This window comes from beta proteobacterium MWH-UniP1 (genome assembly GCA_036362785.1).
Classification (GTDB): domain Bacteria; phylum Pseudomonadota; class Gammaproteobacteria; order Burkholderiales; family Burkholderiaceae_A; genus Lacustribacter.
Genome location: CP143625.1, coordinates 247,927 through 267,703 on the forward strand (window position 1 = coordinate 247,927; position 19,777 = coordinate 267,703).

Genomic DNA, 19,777 nt, shown 5'->3' on the forward strand with positions numbered 1-19,777 from the left:
CCATGAAAGCTGGCCTGACTAACCGAGACGGTCCGCCAGTGAAGAGGATAGGTGTGGTATTGCTCGGAATCTTGGGAGACGTCTTGACGCGGACGCCAACCGTACGAGAGATTCGAAAACTTTATCCTCATGCTCATATCCAGTGTTTTGTAGATCCCATAGGGTACGAAGGTCTGCAAAATAGCCCAGATATTGACTCTTTTAAAATTGTTTATCGATCCAGAATCCAGAGATATCGTTACCTTAAAAGTAAACTTGACACTTTGGCATACCTTGTGACACACAAGTTTGACCTTTTTATTGACCTTTACGGAAACTCCTGGTCGAGGCTGATGGCAAAATTTGCTCGCGCTAGGACAGAAATTATCGTTGCAGACGGTGCCGTGCAAGTTCGGGGGGTAAAAGAAAAGAGAGATGCGCTCAAGTTCACTAATGTCCACCACCTTTCTAATAACAGCCTTCAGATACTTAGGTATTTTGACACCGAACAAATTTCTTTAGATCCACGGCCTGTAGTGGATTTAAAGAGCAAAGCGATGACTGTCGCCGAGAGAACTTATATCGATTGTTTAATCGAGAAGCACAAAAGAGTCTTTGTTATCTCTGCGGGGTCCGGGGATATAAAAAAAATGATTCCTGTTGGTCTGTGTGTCAGCATTGCCCGGTCGATCTCTCAGAGTGATGGGGCTCATCCATTGCTCCTGTTTAACCCGGGTTCGAGAGATATTCAATGCGAGATAGCACTGGCGCTCGACAAAGCTGGGCTAAGCTATAGCAGGCTTCAGAGGTTAAGTATTCCTGCAGTGGTTTATCTGCTAAGACAGTCAGCTTTTGTTGTGGTCTCTGACTCAGGAATTTTGCATCTCAGCGTTGCAGTGGGCTCACCATTTTTGGGTGTTTTTACACACACGCCACCTGAAGAGGTTATTCCCCAGTCTGGTATTTTTGAGACGTGTTTTAAGCCGCATCCTGATGCAATACCTTACGGAACGCGCGGCCTTGTCTATGGCGATCAATCAATTTCCGAGCAAGATGTACTACCGAAATTGGATATGCTGCTTCAGAAGATTAAGCGGCGTTGAGCCATCGCTGATAGCAATCCTCAGGTTCGATGGGGTAAAGGCCACTAACAAGATCGGTTAATTCCAAAAAATGTAAAAAGCTCACTTGTTTGTTTTTTGTTAAACGAGAGGCGGAAATAAGGGTCGAGTAAAGCCATGGTTTCGAAGTTTTTTACCCCGTGTACTTCCCCCATAATCCACTGACAGTTTTTAAGCATTGTTTCAGGGATAGATGAAAGGATTGAGAATTCCGAACCTTCCGTATCGATTTTTATTAAATCTACCGATGAGATTTTCATTGCTTCTATAAATTCGCTTGCATCGCGGATTTCGATCTTGGTGGACGGGCTGGTTTGTGTGCCAAGATTGTCTTGGTCATCTCTTAATTGGTGCAGAGAAAATCCCCCTAGATTTTTTACGTCACTGTTTGGGAATATTTCAAATTGACCAGATGAGTTGCTTAATCCAAAGTTGAAAGTCTCGATATTTTTGAAATCAGATGTGTTTCTCCTTAACAAATCAAAGTTTTCTGGCATCGGTTCGAAGCAATAGATCTTTGCCTTTGGATATTTTTGAGCGAGCCAAATCGCTGTGATTCCAATATTCGCGCCAATATCAAAGATCGTTGTGGGCGAAACCTGTTCGGCAACATAATATTCAGCGTCTTGGCTTTTCCGGATTAAAATTTCATATATCAGCCCACGATCACTTGTCCCGGGGCGATAATGAACGCTGTGCCCATTCCACTGAAATGTATAGAGTTCATCCCCACGCCGTTTCGGCGAATAGTTTTTCGCACGGACAAAATCGAGGGATTTGCTTCGTATTAGTACTTTTAGATCGTGTAGAAATGACATTTGTGATCCACTTTTAGGAGGGGGCTTGGCTACCAAACCTAACAATTACGGAGTTAGATACCCGACAATCGTATTTTTTCTGCGTTCGGTGATCAAGGTTATCGGAAATCTATCTAAACTTTTTTCTTACGTCATACATTTTTTTGCGCCTAGGCTACGGTTGTACCTTCCAAGCACTTCTTTACCATTTTTATCCAAAACCTCAAATTCTGGGGTAAGTAAAATTATTTGGCAGACAAATTTCACGGGCCGGGTGACCTTGCCTGTTTATCTGAATTATCTTTTTAATCGTTGTATGGCGCCATCTTTCGCTTATCGGTTCATGGTAACGGAGGATCGTGATCGGTTCATCAAATCTAACTTTGATCAAACCATTTACGACACGTACACCAAAATTCAAATTGGTGCCGCTCAGGCTGATTTTTGGCGTCTTCTAGTGCTCTACAAGTACGGTGGTGTCTATATGGATATTGATGCCCACTTGGTTTGGCCGCTATCTTGGATTTTAAAAGATGCGGACAAAGAGCTTTATTTGAAAATCAAAACGGGCGAGATTAGCAACTACTTTATTGCGAGTGCGCCCGGAAACCCCAATCTGTTGGATGTGATCAATCAGGTCTGTCACAACATTAATCACAGCACCTCAACGAATGTCTATGACTTGACGGGCCCGGGGGTGTTTAACAAGGTCTTCAAAGATCGAGATGTACCAACGCGTTACTATCTTTACACCTGCAACCAAGGTAACTTCACAAACGAGTACTTTCAGTACATTGATAAACTGCAGGGTAAGTGGACGAAAGAACAGCAGAAAGTGGATGTTATCCGGCGGGATTAGCCAGCATTTCTTTTAATCTGTAGAACGCATCTAACGTTTTAATGTTGCCACCACGGTGATCCACTAGCCCATATCCGGGTGCGACCAATTGGTGCCAGTAGACACGAGCCACCACACCGGATTGTTGGGCAATCCGAAGGTAATTCAACATATAGCGCTGGTATTGCTCTTGTGAGACACACTCGGTTTCACTGGTGGGCGCATAGGGCGCAGTGCCTTTTAGTGGCCAGTTAACCTCGGTAATGTAGGCTCCCTTGGTTTTAACCTTCTTGGACAGTACGCTCAAGCTGCTCAGCAAGCGCATCTTCCGGTCTGTATCAAAAAAACCATATTGCTTGTTGGTGGGTGAACCCATGCGATCAACATACAGCAGCGCTGATAGGCGGTCGAATACCACCCCGGACTGATTAAATAGCGCACGAATTGTGAAGTGGTATTCGAAGTCGATGACGGCCGGACCGATCAATCGATAGGTAGAGAATTCGGTATCGCGAATCGCCTGCACAGTCTTGAAAAAGGCAAGGTACTCCTGAACTGAAAAGAAACCCCATTTCATGCGATTAATCGCGTTACCCACTTGAAATTCATCTGAAATGCCAGAAAATGCAGCGAAAATATGGCGAATATTTTTTTGAAGCAAGTCCGGATTTTCAATATGCTCGCGGTCTTGCAAAATATTAATCAGCACGGTCTTGTTGCGCTGCTTGAATTCAGAGGCAAATTCAAGGTAGGCAGTTATGTTGCCAATATCCCAGAGCGGAACCCGGATCAGCACATGCTTCACGCCAAGCTCGTCAATTAAATCAGCCTGGGAACCGCCTTTATCAAGATTGACCCCCATACCAACGAGGTCCCGCATCGCAACAGCCGGTTCTTTTGGCTTGCTCAATGCCATATGAACAAGCCCCGCGGGAAATACCGCTGCAGATGTTGCCAGCATTTTTAGGAAATCCGGCAGGTATCGCAGTCGCATGCGCCGCTTAAAAGCGTTGTCACGAATGATCTTGGGCTGATCAGAGAACTCATCCCACTCAAACGGGGGCATCACGATAGCAGCTCCAGCATGGCAGCTTCGATTGTGTTGTAAGTATCTGCAGAGTAATCGGCACTCAGCATAAAGTTGCGCTGTCTTTGCGGCTCACTAATCGTGGCCCATCTGCGGCTGCTGGCAAAGACACTAGCGCCAAAAAAAGAAAGGGTTGGGGTGTTGACTGCGCCTGCAAGATGCATCGGGCCGGTTGAGGTACTGATAAAAAGCCGACTCTCGGCAAGAATTTGGCAAAATTCCATCAGGCTAAGCTTGCTTTGCAATAGCGTTGCGGGGAAGTCCAAGTGGCTTTGAATCCAGTCATGGCTTGCCTGGTCATCGGGCCCAAAGGTGAACATGACTTCCATTCCAGGGATTTCGGCTGCCCGCCTGCCAAGCCGAAGATAGTCTTCTAGCCGGATATTACCGTCACTGCTCCCCCCAAACCCGGGGTGTAACACCACTCGGTTTTTGGGGCTAAGATTTTCAAACTGGATAAGCGGTGGGGCAAATTCGAACTTCTGGTTTGGGAATAGCCCAGCGCCAAGATCGATGTTGTAGCGCCACTCTGTTTTTTCGACATGGCTGCGCCGCTGTGTAACGGTAGCGTTGAAAAACAGCTGCGCAAACTTTGTGGCGGGGGCAACGCGCTTCGGAATGCCGGCCCGCCAAAGTAACCAACCCAACCGACTATCAATAAAGCAGCTAATGCTTGCATCAAACTTTTGCTGCTTAATCTGCCGAAGCGTCTTGTCAAAATCGGCATCCAACAGAATTACATCATCAATAAAGTCAAGTTCTTTAGCAAACTCAAAGTTTACTTTGGAAACAAGCACCGCAAGATAAATATCCGGGAATGCTTCTTTAATTGCTTTGCACAGGGGAAGTGCCAGCACGAAATCCCCGATTTTATCGTGGCGAGTGATCAGTAGCCGTTGAACTGTCGGGGTCATTGGTTATCTCGCTGTCTGAGGGCAATAGAATTATTTTGGCCAGCACAGTTTGTTAATCATCGGCCAGTTCCCGGTTGGCTTCATAAAGTTTCATGTACTTGTAGAAGTTTGTCGCCATATGCGAAAAGGCAATGATCAAACCCACGTGGCCGTCTAAAAATCCGCGTTTTAACACATAGGTTCTAAAAAACGAATAAAAACCGTTAAGAATCGCTTTGGCGGGGCTCGAAGACTTTATGCCACGGTGACTCTGCGCAAATAGGGTGGAGTAACGGTCCACTTTGACGATGAAGTCAGAGATGCTGTGGTAGCTATAGTGCAACATGCTGCCACCTTGAAGCTCTGCGAGCTTTAGCCCGACGTCGATCAGATTTTCATGGACATGGTTGTCTGTAAACCGGGTGTTACCACGGTGGTACAGCCTCCGAATTTTCTGGTTGTTCCAGCCGCAATGTTTGACCTGATAGTTTTTATAAAAAGCTTTGAAATTTACGACATAGATGGTTGAAGGGTCTAATGTCGACTGGTGCACAGCGGTGGCTAGTTCCGGCTCGATCGCCTCGTCTGAGTCGATGATGAGCACCCAATCGTGCTTGGCGAGACTTGCGGCTTTGTTTTTGGTTGGCCCAAAGCCTTCGAATTCGCCCTCTATCAATCGGACATTGGGGAATCGCCGTGCGATTTCGGCGGTTTGATCGGTCGAGCCATTATCAAACACCACGACATCATCGAAGCTAGCAAGGCTTGACAGGCTTTGCTCAATAGTCGCTGCCCCATTTTTCACGATCATGACTGCGGAGATTAAATTGGCCATTGTGTCACTGACTATCCGGTTCAGTAGGGCTTAGTGGAGATGCAGCAGGGTCTTGATCCGCTCTTTGCGGTTAGCCCGCTGTTTATGGGCATTGGAAGAGGATATCGCTTTTTCGATTAGTGTCGTAGCAGCTTCGCCACTTGCTGTCGCGTAGGCAGAAATAATGATGTTTAAATCGTCATCGTCTGCCCACAGCATTTTAAAGTTTTCCATCCGGGCGTCCAAAGATAGCGGCCTAAATTCCATTCGGTTCACATCTACCAGGCAAAATTGCCACTGACCTGCGCCATTTTGCTTCCCGCTGGCCGTACCGCTTGATTTTGAAAACAGAATATTTCCTGGCGAGAAATCTCGGTGATAAACCTGGTGCTGATGAAGCTTCCAGGCAAATCTGCCAAAGGCTTTAAGAATCTCCCGCCGATTAGGGTGGTTTGGGTTAGTGAGTGGGTCCCGAATGGTCTGTGCATTTGGCCAGGCATGGCTGACATAAAAGCTTTCATACAGCCCTCCCGATCGGTGATGCTCAATAAACCCTACAGGGCTTGGCGTGGGAAGATCAAGTGATTGCAGCCTTACCGCGTTGTTGAATGATTTTTGTGCTTTGGACTGCCGAAAGCGCCCGTAGATTAATCGACGCAACGCGTCTGGAACACCAAAAGATTTGACAATTAAAACGTCACCGTCAACAGTAAATTCTTTTAGTTCGTTTCGGGCGTGGTAGATTGTGCTGCCTTGCTGCGCAAATGTAGTGTTCAGCGCCAACAAGAAATCGACAAATCTTTCCTGACCTGGGGCAATCTGCCAGACGGTATTATCGGCGCCAGACATAGTTGCCCCGAATCTTGCGCCATAAGCCAAATACCGTTGTTCTTGGAAAGACATTAATCCTGCGGATCTGGAATGCGTCTTGGTGCATGGCCCTTGGGCCGCTATCCGTTGCTACTGCGAACTGGTAGCCAGCCGCCATTACCTGGCGTTTGGCGCTGTCGTTTAAGTTTCCAAAGGGATACGCAAATGACAGTATGGGGTGGCCCAGGATTTCTTCTAGTACTCGTTTGTTTTCGACAATCTCTTTGCACTGCTCAGCTTCTGGAAGTTCATCAAGCTTGGCGTGGGACAGGGTGTGGCCACCAATCTCAACCCGGCCTGAGGCATCTAGGGCACGAATTTCATCGGCTGTCAGCAGCGGGACCTTGGTGTCTGGGTTGGTGGGGTGCTCTGTGTCCCAACGATTATGAGTTTCATTGCTGACTACATAGACCGTGGCCTTCATGTCGTACTTTTCAAGTAAGGGCAACATGCGGGTGAGATTGTCCCGATAGCCGTCGTCTGCTGTGATCATTAAGAACTTCTTTCCTGGTGTCAGACGGTGTATGAACCCCTTTTGGGCAAGGTCTTTAAACGTCAAGGTTTCAAATCCAAGGCGCTTGATCAGTTGCAAATGCTTTTCAAACATCTCGACAGTGATCCACGTTCCGTGTACACCCTTTTCTGCTGGGTCTCCGATAAACCGGTGGTACATCAAAATTGGCATCTCACGCTGTAGAGTCTCAACGACTGCGTCTTGGTAGATGAATTCCAATTGACCAACAACCTGGGCCAATCCGTAGTACTTGACGGCCAAGTGACGCAGATCTGGCGCGATCGGATTGTTTATAAAAGCAGCAATCTGATTGCCCACTTGCCTGAAGTCAATGTCTAACTCCTGGGGCCCAACATCACCAAAGTTGCTGGCCATTGCAAGCTCAAGATTGTCTTTTGTAACCAGCCCTATCGATTTTGCTTCCCCGATGGCAAATACAGGGGTTCCCACCATCAAGCTCTCTACTGCAACGCGGCCGGCGCCAATGACCAAGTCGCTATTGGCCATAATTTTCGCAACATTGTCTGTATAGCCGGGGAAGCTGACCCAAGACTTAAATTTTTCAAATCTTTCCGGAATAGCGCTACCGGTGATGATCTGAACCTCGGCACGATTTTTTAGCTCGGTCTTAGAGAGGATTTCGTCTAATAAACGAAAGCAGAGATCGCCTTTTGGGCCGCTAAGCCTGCCGATAATGGATACCAAGAACTTCCGATTTTCAGACGTTTGCTCCGGCGCTGCTAATGCGGATTGGTGGGGTCGAGCGTGCTGGACAAATAGTGCGGGGTCAACGGCATTGGGCAGTACCGAAACTTTATTTGGAGCCACACCTAAGGCAGAAATAATTTGATCTCGGATGTCCTCACAAACTGCGATCGCTCGATAGCCCAGCGCATGAAAGGCCTTGCGAGATGCATGAACGGGCTGGCGCCCGTGCACGGTGGTGACCATGGGCGTGTTCGTGATTTTGCAGGCCACATAGCAGCTCCAGCCTGAAGCCCTAGAATGGGCATGCACCAATTGAATCTGATGCTTCTTAATTAGGTAAATGAGTTTCGCGACATGCCACAGCCGCCTTGGTAGGCTGCGCTTGTTAAAAGTGAGCGGAATAAAGCGGCCGGTGACCGGTTTGGTTAGTGTGTCAGAGACATAGAAAATGGCATGGCCCCGCCGAGAGAGCTCGTTGCCAATGGTCGTGGCATAAACCTCGGCGCCAGTAACTTCCAGCTGGGATAGGGCCATTAGGATATTCATAAACTCCAAATCTTACCCCGATGAATTCTTTCGGAGCCTGACAGTATTCAGGATAAGTAATATACTTGTCCCAAATGAGTATCGGCCCTTCTTTGAGATCTTTCGTGTGATTGTTGACGCAGTAACCCGGTTTTTGCCGCTGATTGGATATTCCTTCCTCTTGAGTGGGTTCATCGTTGTGACGCAGCGCATTCACGCGAAATGGACTCATGATCCGGTCAACGGGTGTCAAAAAGTTCATGAGCAACCCGTCCCACGAATTGGTGGTGTGGCGGTCTATGGTGGTGCGGTGCTGGCCTACTATTTCTCTGCGCTGGATCTGCAGGTTCAATCCCTCTTAAAAGTTCTGATCGTCGCAGGCTTTGCTGCTTTTGCAATTGGCCTTGCCGAAGATCTAAGCAAGCGGGTGTCGGTGCTGACACGCCTGTTGGTCACCATGTCGGCGGGGCTTTATGCGGTCGTTTTGTCGAATTACTCCATCCAGTCGCTTGGCCTGGGGGGCTGGGAGCGTTCCCTGCTGGACTGGCGTCTTTTTTCGATCGCTTTTACGGCTTTTGCAGTTGCGGGGGTGGTCAACGCGACCAACATCATTGACGGAGCAAATGGCCTAGCGTCCGGAGTGGTGCTGGTGATGCTAGCCGCCTTTGCTTTTATCTCTGTTGGCGTAGGTGACACCACTTTGGCGCTGCTTTGCGGGCTGATGGCAGCGCTTACCGTTGGTTTTTTTGTCTGGAATTGGCCATTCGGAAAAATATTTCTGGGGGATGGCGGCGCGTATTTCCTGGGGTTTGTTGTCGCCTGGATTGCCGTGATGTTGCCCGTAAGAAATCCGTCGATCTCCCCGTGGGCGAGTCTATTGATTCTTGCTTACCCAGTCATTGAGACGATTTTTTCAATGACCCGTCGCCGGCACAGGTCCCATCACCCGGGTCTTCCAGATCGGCTGCACCTGCACAGTTTGATATGTGCCCGCGTCGTCCGCAGGCTAGTGCCCAGGTCTTGTAACGCCGTCTGCCGAAATTCCGTTTCGGGTCTTTTGTGTGTGCTGTTCGCCCTGCCGCCAGCAGCCTGGGCGTATCTTGTCCCAACGAACACCCCGTATTTGATCGCTGGGTTTGCCGTAACAGCCGTGGGCTACTGGCTGGTCTATCGGCGACTAACCCGATTTCACTGGGGTTGATTCGGGTTAGGAATTCACTTTGTTTCGGTTCTCGTAGGCATTGACCACAAAAACCCCCAACACCCCAACAAACCCACCGGCCAGTAGTGCTACCAAGGTCACCAGATTTGTCTTTGGATAGACCGGGCTGTCAGACGCATAAATCGGGGTGACTGGGCCAGTCTTGAAGTTGCTTTGCTCAAGTAGATTTGCTTCGGCCTGATTCACTTTTGCAACCAGTTCTAAGCGGCGATCATTGAGCTGCTGCTGGGCCTGATTGAAAATAATGTAGCTCAGGGGGTCGGCTTTGCCGTTGGCGGTTTGTTGGCCCTGTTTGTTTAGCTGAGCAATGGCTTGCGTAACCAAGCCAAGCTCTCTATTGGCCTGATTGATGGCTTTCGATAGCGCCCGCTCAATCGGCTCTGCCAGCACTGCATGGTCTTCTTGGAGCAATCGAATCACAGCCTCTGTGACTTGCCGGGCCTGCTCGGGGGTGGCGGCGCGTACATCAAGTTTCACTAGCTTCGTGTTTTTTACAGCAGTGGCCTGTAGTGATGCGCCATTGCCCACTGTGCTTTTTAAGCGTTGGGCAAAGCCGCTGCTGTTGGCCCGCTCTGCAAGGGTTTGGGGCGACTCGACATCAGAACCAGAACCAGAACCAGAACCAAAGGGAATGTTGCCCAGCCGACCAATCTGGATCAGGGTACTGGCTTGATACTGGTTTGGAACAAATTGGCACGCGATAAAGGCTACTGCCGCACTGGCCAAGGCCAAGCCGGCAATCCAGAGCCAGCGCTTGCGAAGTATCTCAACCAAATCAAAAAGCGAAATCTCATCATCAAAATCTTGCACATCCGGTTTCATTGATTTCCCCAAACCATTTGATGGTTATCGATATAAATTTTGGCTCTGAATATACCCGATCACCGACTTGGGTACCCAGTCTTGGATAGAGTGCTGCTGGCGGACTGCATCTCGGATCGAAGTCGATGAGACAGGGTCTTGGGTAAACCGTATCCAGTGAATCACGCCCCCGGCAGCCTGAATGCGCTGCGCTGTCTCGCCGCCTTGTGCTTCTGGCCGCGCGCATACGGCTAACTCTACATTCTTCACCAACCACTCCCAGCGGGACCAGGTCTGGAAGTCTTGCAGCTGGTCTTCGCCCAGGATCCAAATCAGTGTTCGCCCGGGCTGCTCGGCCTGAATCGCGGCCACCGTGTCGGCTGTATAGCTGGGCTTGCCGGTTTTTGCAGCCGCGATGATCTCTCGGTCATCGGCCTGCATGCGGGGGTCATCCAGTTCGCCAAGCGCGCGATTGACCATGGCCAAACGGTGCTGGGCAGGCGCCACGGCTGATTTATGGACTGGATCGCCGGTCACAATCCAGCGAATCTCGTGTAACCCAAGCTGGTCGGCAACTGCGAGTGCTACGCGTAAATGGGCGCGGTGCACCGGATCAAAACGCCCGCCGAAAAGACCAAGCGGGCCGGGATTGGAATCTGACTGCTTGCCACGCGTCTCTGGCGTTAACACCGAGGATGCTGGCTCGCTAATTCGCTTAGACGTAGGCTGAGTCAAACCCCGGCCTTTTGCGCCATGCCCAGCCAATCACGCGGTTTGATCGCCTGATAGATTTTCGCCTCTGGGCTATTTGGTTCGGGCGACCAGTTGTAACGCCAAGTCACGATGGGCGGCATCGACATTAAGATGCTTTCAGACCTGCCGCCACTTTGCAGACCAAAGTGGGTGCCGCGGTCAAAGACCAGATTAAATTCCACATAACGGCCACGGCGATACGCTTGAAAGTCCCGTTCGCGTTCGCCATAGGGGGTGTCTTTGCGGCGCTCGACAATCGGCGTGTAGGCCTTCAAAAATGCATCGCCTGTGGCTTTCATCATGGCAAAGCTTTTCTCAAAGCCAAGTTCAGAAAAATCGTCAAAAAATACGCCGCCAATGCCGCGGGCTTCCTCGCGATGTTTTAGATAGAAGTATTCATCACACCATTTCTTAAACCGTGGGTAGTACTCTGAGCCGAATGGTGCCAGCGCATCTGCACAGGTCTGATGGAAATGCACGGCGTCTTCATCAAAGGGGTAGTAAGGGGTTAGATCCATGCCACCGCCAAACCACCAGACATCTTCTTCACCGGCTTTCACACCCTTGGCCACAAAGGACCGCACATTCATGTGCACAGTGGGGATATAGGGGTTGCGGGGATGAAAGACGAGCGACACACCGATTGCTTCAAAGCCACGGCTCTGAAGTTCTGGCCGGTTTTGCGTGGCCGATGGCGGCAGCTTATCGCCGCGCACATGGGAAAATCCCACACCAGCGCGCTCGAAGATATTGCCGTTTTCTAGAATTCTGGATCGGCCATTACCTTTAAGCGGAGAGTCTTCCGGCTTTTGCCAGGCATCTTCTAAAAAGGGTTTGCCGTCGACGTCAGCAATCTTCGTGGTGATTCGGTCTTGTAGACCGAGAAAATAATCCCGCAGGGCACTGACAGATACGCCGGACATTCAAGTCTCCTAGTTAACGCCGAATCGCCCGATAACCAATATCGCGGCGTGCCTGCATGCCATTAAATTTCACTTCGTCCACCGCTTGATAGGCACGCTTCTGTGCCATTAGTACCGTGCCGCCCAGTGCGGTCACGCAGAGTACCCGGCCACCACTGGTGACTAAGCTGCCATCCTTAATCGACGTGCTCGCATGGAAGGTGACGCAGTCATCACTGTCTTGGGGAAGTGCATTGATGGCATCGCCTGTGCGAACTGTATCGGGGTAGCCATGGGCAGCGCAGACCACGCCAAGTGCCGTGCGGGAGTCCCAATCGGCCTCAGTCGCATCAAGTTTCCGCGCAATTGCGGCTTCCAACAGTATTGTGAAATCACTCTTCAGTCGCATCAGAATCGGCTGGGTTTCGGGGTCGCCCATGCGGCAGTTAAATTCCAACACCTTGATCTCGCCATTGGGTTTGATCATCAGGCCGGCATAAAGAAACCCGGTATAGGGCGTGCCCTTTGCGGCCATGCCTTTGAGGACTGGATTGATCACTTCCCGCAAGACTTTCGCGTGAATCTCTGGCGTCACCACTGGGGCTGGGGAGTAAGCACCCATGCCACCGGTGTTCGGGCCCTGGTCTTGATCGAGCAATCGCTTATGGTCTTGGCTAGTGGCCATGGGCAGTGCGGATTTGCCGTCGCACATAACGATGAAACTTGCCTCTTCACCATCTAGAAATTCTTCAATCACCACGCGTGCGCCGGCGTCCCCAAACTTATTGTCCAAGAGCATCATGTCAACCGCATCGTGGGCTTCTTTTGCGCTCATGGCCACGACCACGCCTTTGCCCGCTGCCAGGCCATCGGCCTTGATCACAATCGGTGCGCCCTTCGCATCAATATAGGCATGGGCCTTTTGCGGGTCTGCGAAGGTCTCGAATTCCGCGGTGGGAATGCCATGCTCTTGCATAAAGCGTTTGGCAAAGTCTTTGGAGGACTCCAATTGTGCCGCAGCGGCAACGGGGCCAAAGATGGCAAGGTTTTCTTTGCGGAAAGTATCGACAATGCCTGCGGCTAGTGGCGCTTCTGGCCCAACAACAGTAAGCGCAATATTGTTTTGTTTAACAAAATCTGCAACGGATTGTGGATGCTTAACGGGATCAAGCGCTAAATTTTCTAATCTGGCGTCACGCGCTGTGCCGCCATTGCCGGGGGCCACATAGACTTTTGTCACGCGCGGGGACTTGGCCAAGCACCAGGCCATGGCGTGTTCACGGCCACCGCCGCCAATCACTAAGACTTTCATGAAATCACCGCGTTCGTGTAGACCTCTTGCACGTCATCTAGATTTTCAAGAGCGTCTAAAAGTTTTTGCATCTTGGCGCCATCATCACCGGCAAGCTCGGTGTCGGTGGATGCCCGCATGGTGACCTCCGCCACTTCGGGCTTAAGACCTGCGGCCTCTAATGCTTTTTTAACGGATTCAAAATCTGCGGGGGCGCAGATGACTTCCACTGCACCATCGTCATCGGTCACCACATCCTCTGCACCGGCCTCAAGTGCTGCTTCCATGACCTTGTCTTCCGAGGTGCCGGGGGCAAAGACAAACTGGCCGCAGTGTTTGAACATGAAGGCTACTGAGCCATCGGTTCCAAGATTGCCGCCGTGTTTGGAAAATGCGTGCCGAACTTCGGCCACGGTGCGGGTACGGTTGTCGGTCAAACAGTCCACGATCACGGCTGCGCCACCAATGCCATAGCCTTCGTAGCGGATCTCTTCGTAGTCCACGCCTTCCATGGCGCCGGTGCCGCGTTTGATCGCATCCATGACCTTGTCTTTGGTCATGTTGGCGTCGCTGGCTTTGTCCATGGCCAGCCGAAGCCGGGGGTTGCTGGCTGGGTCCCCACCGCCCATTTTGGCGGCGACCGTGATTTCTTTGATTAGTCGGGTAAAGATTCGGCCCCGTTTTTCATCCTGGCGACCTTTGCGGTGCTGGATATTGGCCCACTTGGAATGACCTGCCATAACGTGCTGACTGCCTTTTATGCTGAATTTGCGGGGTAAAACCCCAAGGGCTGCATTTTACTGGAGGCCCAGATTAGCGTCTTGTGAGGCGCTCCGGCTGGATATTTCGAGTAGTTGTGGGCGACCCTAGGCGTCTCTTGCCGTCTTGGGGGTTGGGCGGAGATTTCTTAAGTGGGCAAATCGATCACAAGATAGAGCATCGAAAATGATGATTTGATGCGTTGATGATAAAGTGAGTAAAGTGATGGGAAATGTAATGGGGGATTAACGCGATGCGAACCACAGTGGATTTAGATCCGGACGTTTTGCAGGCGGTCAAAGACCTGGCCCGCGCCCGTGGGCAGACCTTTGGGCGTGTGCTGTCTGATGTCGCCCGAAAGGGCATGGTGGGCCCCGTGGGGGGTACGGGTGCCTTTGGGGCATTGACCGCCCGGGATTCGGCCACCGAAGACGTCTTCACCAAGCTTGGCTTCGATCCGCTGCCAACAGGTGGGAAGCTCGTTGGCAATACCCTGGTCGACGAAATTCGGGACGAAGAGGGGCTGTGATCGTGTCCAAACGCGCCCTGCTCGATGTCAACGTGTTGATCGCGCTCTTGGATGCCAATCATATTCATCACACGACAGCGAAACAGTGGTTAACTGAAAACGCGGCTGCCGGTTGGGCATCCTGCCCAATCACACAAAATGGTTGTGTGCGCATTCTGTCTGCCCCGAAGTACCCCAATGCCACCACGGTGCAAGATGCGATTCGTCGGCTGAGCCAGGCCACGTCCATGCCGGCACATGTGTTTTGGCCCGATGCTTTTAGTTTGTTTGAGCCGGGGCTGATCAATTGGCAAAAGGCGCTGAGCTCGCGAACGATCACGGACGCTTATCTGCTGGCCCTTGCAGTGAAAAATCAAGGCCGACTGGTCACATTTGATCGTGGCATTACGGCCGAATTTGTCGATGGGGCCAGCCCGGCCAATTTAGTGGTGCTGGCGCCGTAGTGTTTAACGCTTGTAGCGCTTGGGCACAAAGGGAAGCTTGGTGATTTCAACGGCAAGCTTCTTATCCCGAACGATAGCAAACAGGGGTTCATTTACCGCTTTGCTGTCGATCAGGGCCAGCAAGATGGGGTGGCCAAGGCTGGGGGACACGGTGCCGCTGGTCACTTCACCAACTTCAGTCCCATCGGCTTTGACAATCTTGGCATGCGAGCGAATGGGCACGGGCTCACGCGAAATCATGCCCACCAATTTGCGCGGGGCACCGTTGGCCAAATGCCCAAGCACCGTATCGGCGCCCGGAAAGCTACCAGTCTTGGTGGGCTGAGTTGTGGTGCCATCGGCATTGGTTTTGGGAAGTCGGCGCGATGGCGCAATGCCAAAGGCCAGCGACCCCTCAATGGGCGAGACGGTTGGCGAAATATCGTTGCCGTGCAGCGGCAGGCCAGCCTCTAAACGAAGCGTATCGCGGGCACCAAGACCAACGGGCTGCACTCGGGAATCTTTCATCAGTTCACGAACAATTCGCAGCGCGTCTTTGGCGGGAAGCGAAATCTCATAGCCGTCTTCACCCGTATAGCCCGATCGGGTGGTGAAGCAGGTGACCCCGCAGAGCGACAAATCGGCGGCTTGCATGAAGGTCATATCAGCCGCCTTGGGATCGAGCTTGGCTAAGACACTCTCGGCATCGGGCCCCTGTAGCGCAACCAGTGCCGCATCGACCCACTCGAATTTCAGCTGTGGCGCGAGTTTTTGCAGCAACGCTAAGTCCGCATCACGGTTGCCGGCATTGACCACCATGCGCACTTCTGGCGTTCCAGCGGGAAGATCCGCCAAGCCACTGGCTGAGCCGGGCTTGACGGTCGAGCCATCACGCCAGACCAGCATCAGGTCGTCTTCAATGCCGCCTTGGGGGTTCAACAACAACGAGTAGCGCTGAACATCATTGGGCCAGCCATCAAAATCGCATGGAAGAGCCGCCTCTAATGCCTTGCGCAGCGCTGTGCCGCTGGCGTCACCAGGGCAGGTGATACGCAGCTGCCCCATATGCGAGACATCAAATAGACCGGCGTGGGTGCGGGTGTGCAGATGCTCGGCCTTGAGCCCCATGGGGTATTGAATGGGCATGTTGTAGCCGGCAAAGGGGCCGAACTTCGCACCGAGTTCTTGGTGCAGGGATTCCAGGGGAATAGTTTTCATGTGGCAATGATCGTTTTTATAAATTTAAGTGAGAGCCCCTGTGCCGAGTGGATCGGCGCAGGGGCATGATCGAGGTAAGACGTTTTAAGCGTATACAGAAGTGAGTTGATGCCTTTTTAGGCGTACTCGGAAACCGGTGGACAGGTGCAGACCAGATTGCGATCACCGGCCGCGTTGTCAATCCGTTTCACGCTGGGCCAGAACTTTGCACCACGCACCCATGCCAACGGGAATGCCGCTACTTCACGGGAATAGCCGTGGGCCCACTCACCGGCAATCTCTTGCGAGGTATGGGGTGCGCATTTCAGTGGGTTATCCATTGCATCAAACTCACCACTCTTCACCTTTTGTAATTCCCCGTGAATCGCAATCATGGCATCACAGAAGCGATCGAGTTCTGCCTTTGATTCGGATTCGGTGGGCTCCACCATTAACGTATCCACCACAGGGAAGGACAGCGTTGGCGCATGGAAACCGTAGTCCATCAGGCGCTTGGCAATGTCTTCTGCAGTGATGCCGTATTCCGCTTTGAAATTACGCAGATCCAAAATGCACTCATGCGCGATACGGCCGTTCTCGCCTTTGTACAAAATCGAGTAGTACTTCTCTAAACGCGCCGCCACATAGTTGGCATTCAGGATCGCCAATTCGGTGGCCTTACGAATGCCGCTGGCACCCATCATGCGGATATACATCCAGGAAATGGTCGTGATCAATGCGCTACCAAAGGGCGCGGCTGACACGCTATTCGCGATCTGGTTGAGCGCAGCCTTGCTGCTATCACCGCCACTTAAGTTGCGATTACCTGCCTGATACGGATCAACAGACAAATACGGCGCCAAATGCTTCGCTACGGCAATCGGGCCCATACCGGGGCCACCACCACCGTGGGGGATACAGAAGGTCTTGTGCAGATTCATGTGGCAGACATCGGCACCGATATCGCCTGGTCGTGTGAGTCCCGCCTGGGCATTCAGGTTAGCGCCGTCCATATAAACCTGGCCACCTGCATCGTGAACCATTTTGCAGATATCTTTGATCGCAGACTCAAACACGCCATGGGTCGATGGATAGGTCACCATCAGCGCACTTAACTGGTCTTTGTGGGCCTCGATCTTGGCTTTGAGATCCGCCACATCCACGTTGCCCTGGCTATCGCAGGCCACCACCACAATCTTCATGCCCATCATCTGGGCACTCGCTGGATTGGTGCCATGGGCAGAAGACGGAATCAGGCAAACATCGCGATGGCCCTGGCCCTGGGATTGCTGATAGAAACGAATGGCTAAGAGACCAGCGTACTCGCCTTGCGCGCCGGAGTTGGGCTGGAAAGACACGGCATCAAAGCCAGTGATTTCAGCCAACCACTTGCCCAGTTGCGAGAGCATCTCGGCATAGCCCTTGGCTTGATTGCTGGGTGCAAAGGGGTGCAGTGCTGCGAACTCGGGCCAGGTCACGGGCGCCATCTCGGCCGCCGCATTGAGCTTCATAGTGCAAGAGCCCAGCGGAATCATGGAGTGCACCAGTGAAACGTCTTTGTTCTCTAAACGCTTCATGTAGCGCACAAAGTCGGTCTCACTGTGATAGCTATTAAACACGGGGTGTGTGAGCACAGGGTCGTTACGTAGCAGACCTGCAGGAACTGATTCTGGCTGGGTCGTCAGCTTTAATGCTTTCAGCGCATCTACCGTGGTGGTGTTGCCGGTGAGCACATAGACCAAGTCGGTCACATCACACAGGCTGGTGGTCTCGTCACAAGCCAGACCCACATCACCGTGATCAAAGTAGCGCAGATTGATCTTGCGCTCAGTTGCGCGCGACTGCACACCCGCCAGACCACCTTTCACCGCAGCAATCGTGTTCGTGGCAAAAGTGACAGTGTCAAAAAATTGTTGTTGAACTGGCGATAAGCCAGACGCTTTCACAACCAGTCGGGCCATGGCATTGGCACGCAACGCAATCCGGTGCAGGCCCTGTGGGCCGTGATAGACCGCAAAGAAAGACGCCATATTGGCGAGCAGTGCCTGGGCTGTACAGATGTTGCTGGTCGCCTTGTCTCGGCGAATGTGCTGCTCGCGGGTCTGCAGCGACATGCGATAGGCGGGCTTGCCGATAGCATCCACCGACACGCCAATAATGCGGCCGGGCATCATGCGCACCAGATCCTCTTTCACCGCCATAAAGGCAGCGTGTGGGCCGCCATAGCCCATGGGAATACCAAAGCGCTGGGCGGAGCCAATCGCTACGTCGGCACCCATGCTGCCCGGGGATTTCACGAGCATGAGTGAGAGCAGATCGGCACCAACACAGAGTCGTGCACCCTGGGCATGCAGCGCGTCAGCCAGAGCCGTGACATCGCGTAACTCGCCACGGGTATCGGGCGTTTGCACGTGGGCACCATAAAACTCTTTGTTGGGTGCAAAGGTGTTGGCATCACCAATCACCACGTCAATGCCCATCCACTCGGCGCGGGTGTGCATGACCGCAATCACCTGTGGGTGGACCCACTGATCGATAAAAAACTTGTTCGCGTTAGCGACTTTCGAAGCCCGCTTCATCGTGGCCATGGCTTCGGCAGCGGCAGTGGCTTCGTCTAAGAGCGATGCATTCGATGTGTGCATGCCGGTCAGATCGACCACCATCTGTTGGAAGTTCATCAATGCTTCCAAGCGGCCCTGGGCCACTTCGGCCTGATAGGGCGTATACGCTGTATACCAGCCGGGGTTTTCTAAAACGTTGCGGCGAATGGGCTCGGGCGTAAACGTGCCGTGATAGCCTGCACCGATGTAAGAGCGCCAGATTTCATTTTGATTGGCAAGACCTTTTAGCTCGGCAAGTGCATCGGCCTCGGTTGCAGGCTCGGGCAGATTAAGCAGATTGCTTTTCAGAATTGATGCCGGCACCGTTTCCTTAATCAGTTGCTCGCGGGATGCCGCACCGATTTTTTCCAGCATCTGGGCTTCAGTCGCCTGATTGGGGCCCAGGTGACGGCCGTGGAATTCATCATGGCCAAACAGGCTATCAATATTGTCAATGGGTTCGTAAGCGTGCATGGCCGCTCCTAGTGGGAAACGTGTTGTTTATTAAAAAGTCGGTCGCAAAAATTCAGGTGTTGCGCAACCCAAGGGGTTGCGCTGGCCTCAGGCGCTTACGCTGCGCCGTGTTCTTTTTTGTACTGGTCTACGGTCAGCAGTGACTTCTCGGCACCTGCGGTGGCGGGCTTCAGCTTAAATAGCCAGCCGGACTCATAAGGCGACTCGTTCACTGACTGTGGCGCACCGGAGAGCGCGTCATTGACCGCAACGACTTCACCAGCAACAGGGGAGTAAACATCGGATGCAGCCTTGGTGGATTCCACCACAGCGCAAGACTCGGCAGCGGCCAGGCTGCGGCCCACGGCGGGCAGGTCCACATAGACTAGTTCGCCAAGTGAGTCCTGGGCCAGATCGGTAATGCCCACGGTCAGGGTGCCATCGGCTTCAGTACGGACCCATTCATGAGAAGCGGTGTAATGCAAATCGTTGGGGAAATTCACGGTCAAGTCTCCAGTTACGCAGGGCGCATCAAATTCGGTTCAAGGGGAGTTCATCAAGCATTTAGTGCGCGGATCTTGCGGTCGGCTTTTCGTGCGAGCCGGCACAGATTCCTTGCGGTCATGCTTGCCCCCTCTGTCCTTGGTGCCTGAGACATTAACCTTCGGCGGGCCCTTTGATTTCAAGGGTCTCTCTCCAGAG

Annotated in this window: 19 protein-coding genes; 5 read left to right on the forward strand and 14 right to left on the reverse strand. The window is 52.1% G+C overall.

The window, feature by feature from the left end:
• Positions 1-2 precede the first annotated feature (2 nt).
• Entirely contained in the window at positions 3-1,082 is a 1,080-nt protein-coding gene (locus tag AOB54_01310) for a glycosyltransferase family 9 protein (GenBank protein ID WVN42046.1), read from the forward strand.
• Between the two features lie 44 nt (positions 1,083-1,126).
• Here AOB54_01310 and AOB54_01315 read toward each other — a convergent pair whose 3' ends face one another.
• A complete protein-coding gene (locus AOB54_01315; GenBank protein WVN42047.1) occupies positions 1,127-1,918 on the reverse strand; it encodes an FkbM family methyltransferase in 792 nt (263 codons plus the stop codon).
• A 25-nt stretch (positions 1,919-1,943) separates the two neighbouring features.
• Between AOB54_01315 and AOB54_01320 the strand changes: the two genes are divergently transcribed.
• Positions 1,944-2,756: a glycosyltransferase gene (locus tag AOB54_01320; protein ID WVN42048.1), complete on the forward strand. Its 813-nt coding sequence runs from the start codon at positions 1,944-1,946 to the stop codon at positions 2,754-2,756.
• Here the strand turns inward: AOB54_01320 and AOB54_01325 are convergent.
• The 5 genes from AOB54_01325 to AOB54_01345 form a co-directional block, all read right to left on the reverse strand.
• Positions 2,740-3,729, reverse strand: coding sequence for a hypothetical protein (locus AOB54_01325; protein ID WVN42049.1), 990 nt, complete (start codon positions 3,727-3,729; stop codon positions 2,740-2,742). The two genes, AOB54_01320 and AOB54_01325, sit on opposite strands and share 17 nt — an antisense overlap.
• A 71-nt stretch (positions 3,730-3,800) precedes the next feature.
• The gene (locus AOB54_01330; protein WVN42050.1) at positions 3,801-4,736 is read right to left on the reverse strand and encodes a glycosyltransferase family 9 protein; all 936 of its coding nucleotides are present in this window, start codon (positions 4,734-4,736) and stop codon (positions 3,801-3,803) included.
• Positions 4,737-4,788: 52 nt separating this feature from the next.
• On the reverse strand, positions 4,789-5,550 hold the full coding sequence (locus AOB54_01335) for a glycosyltransferase family 2 protein (GenBank protein WVN42051.1): 762 nt from the start codon (positions 5,548-5,550) through the stop codon (positions 4,789-4,791).
• Between the two features lie 30 nt (positions 5,551-5,580).
• Entirely contained in the window at positions 5,581-6,378 is a 798-nt protein-coding gene (locus AOB54_01340; GenBank protein ID WVN42052.1) for a lipopolysaccharide kinase InaA family protein, read from the reverse strand.
• Positions 6,362-8,167 carry a polysaccharide deacetylase family protein gene (locus AOB54_01345; protein ID WVN42053.1) on the reverse strand — a complete coding sequence of 602 codons (1,806 nt, stop codon included), beginning with the start codon at positions 8,165-8,167 and terminating at the stop codon, positions 6,362-6,364. Before AOB54_01345 ends, AOB54_01340 begins: the two co-directional genes overlap by 17 nt.
• A gap of 106 nt (positions 8,168-8,273) precedes the next feature.
• Between AOB54_01345 and AOB54_01350 the strand changes: the two genes are divergently transcribed.
• Complete coding sequence (locus tag AOB54_01350) at positions 8,274-9,347, forward strand: glycosyltransferase (protein WVN42054.1); 1,074 nt, start codon at positions 8,274-8,276, stop codon at positions 9,345-9,347.
• Positions 9,348-9,353: 6 nt separating this feature from the next.
• Here the strand turns inward: AOB54_01350 and AOB54_01355 are convergent, their stop codons facing one another.
• Genes AOB54_01355 through AOB54_01375 form a run of 5 tightly spaced genes read right to left on the reverse strand, consistent with a single transcriptional unit; the run spans position 9,354 to position 13,855 of the window.
• On the reverse strand, positions 9,354-10,190 hold the full coding sequence (locus AOB54_01355) for a Wzz/FepE/Etk N-terminal domain-containing protein (GenBank protein WVN42055.1): 837 nt from the start codon (positions 10,188-10,190) through the stop codon (positions 9,354-9,356).
• 24 nt (positions 10,191-10,214) lie between these two features.
• Positions 10,215-10,904 (reverse strand): nicotinate (nicotinamide) nucleotide adenylyltransferase, encoded by a 690-nt coding sequence (gene nadD, locus AOB54_01360; GenBank protein WVN42056.1) that lies wholly within the window; start codon positions 10,902-10,904, stop codon positions 10,215-10,217.
• The gene (gene hemF / locus AOB54_01365; GenBank protein ID WVN42057.1) at positions 10,901-11,845 is read right to left on the reverse strand and encodes an oxygen-dependent coproporphyrinogen oxidase; all 945 of its coding nucleotides are present in this window, start codon (positions 11,843-11,845) and stop codon (positions 10,901-10,903) included. The genes nadD and hemF overlap by 4 nt, the downstream gene beginning before the upstream one ends.
• Positions 11,846-11,858: 13 nt before the next feature.
• Positions 11,859-13,136, reverse strand: coding sequence for a phosphoribosylamine--glycine ligase (gene purD / locus AOB54_01370; GenBank protein ID WVN42058.1), 1,278 nt, complete (start codon positions 13,134-13,136; stop codon positions 11,859-11,861).
• Positions 13,133-13,855, reverse strand: coding sequence for a YebC/PmpR family DNA-binding transcriptional regulator (locus AOB54_01375; protein ID WVN42059.1), 723 nt, complete (start codon positions 13,853-13,855; stop codon positions 13,133-13,135). The genes purD and AOB54_01375 overlap by 4 nt, the downstream gene beginning before the upstream one ends.
• A gap of 272 nt (positions 13,856-14,127) precedes the next feature.
• Here AOB54_01375 and AOB54_01380 point away from each other — a divergent pair, with 272 nt between their 5' ends.
• Together AOB54_01380 and AOB54_01385 are read left to right on the forward strand one after the other, a co-directional pair.
• A complete protein-coding gene (locus AOB54_01380; protein ID WVN42060.1) occupies positions 14,128-14,403 on the forward strand; it encodes an antitoxin in 276 nt (91 codons plus the stop codon).
• Between the two features lie 2 nt (positions 14,404-14,405).
• On the forward strand, positions 14,406-14,846 hold the full coding sequence (locus AOB54_01385; protein WVN42061.1) for a TA system VapC family ribonuclease toxin: 441 nt from the start codon (positions 14,406-14,408) through the stop codon (positions 14,844-14,846).
• 3 nt (positions 14,847-14,849) lie between these two features.
• Here AOB54_01385 and gcvT read toward each other — a convergent pair whose 3' ends face one another.
• The 3 genes from gcvT to gcvH all read right to left on the reverse strand — a co-directional run bounded on the left by gcvT (position 14,850) and on the right by gcvH (position 19,578).
• Positions 14,850-16,043 carry a glycine cleavage system aminomethyltransferase GcvT gene (gene gcvT, locus AOB54_01390; GenBank protein WVN42062.1) on the reverse strand — a complete coding sequence of 398 codons (1,194 nt, stop codon included), beginning with the start codon at positions 16,041-16,043 and terminating at the stop codon, positions 14,850-14,852.
• A gap of 116 nt (positions 16,044-16,159) precedes the next feature.
• Entirely contained in the window at positions 16,160-19,096 is a 2,937-nt protein-coding gene (gene gcvP, locus AOB54_01395; GenBank protein WVN42063.1) for an aminomethyl-transferring glycine dehydrogenase, read from the reverse strand.
• Positions 19,097-19,191: 95 nt separating this feature from the next.
• Positions 19,192-19,578: a glycine cleavage system protein GcvH gene (gene gcvH / locus AOB54_01400; GenBank protein ID WVN42064.1), complete on the reverse strand. Its 387-nt coding sequence runs from the start codon at positions 19,576-19,578 to the stop codon at positions 19,192-19,194.
• Positions 19,579-19,777: the final 199 nt, after the last annotated feature.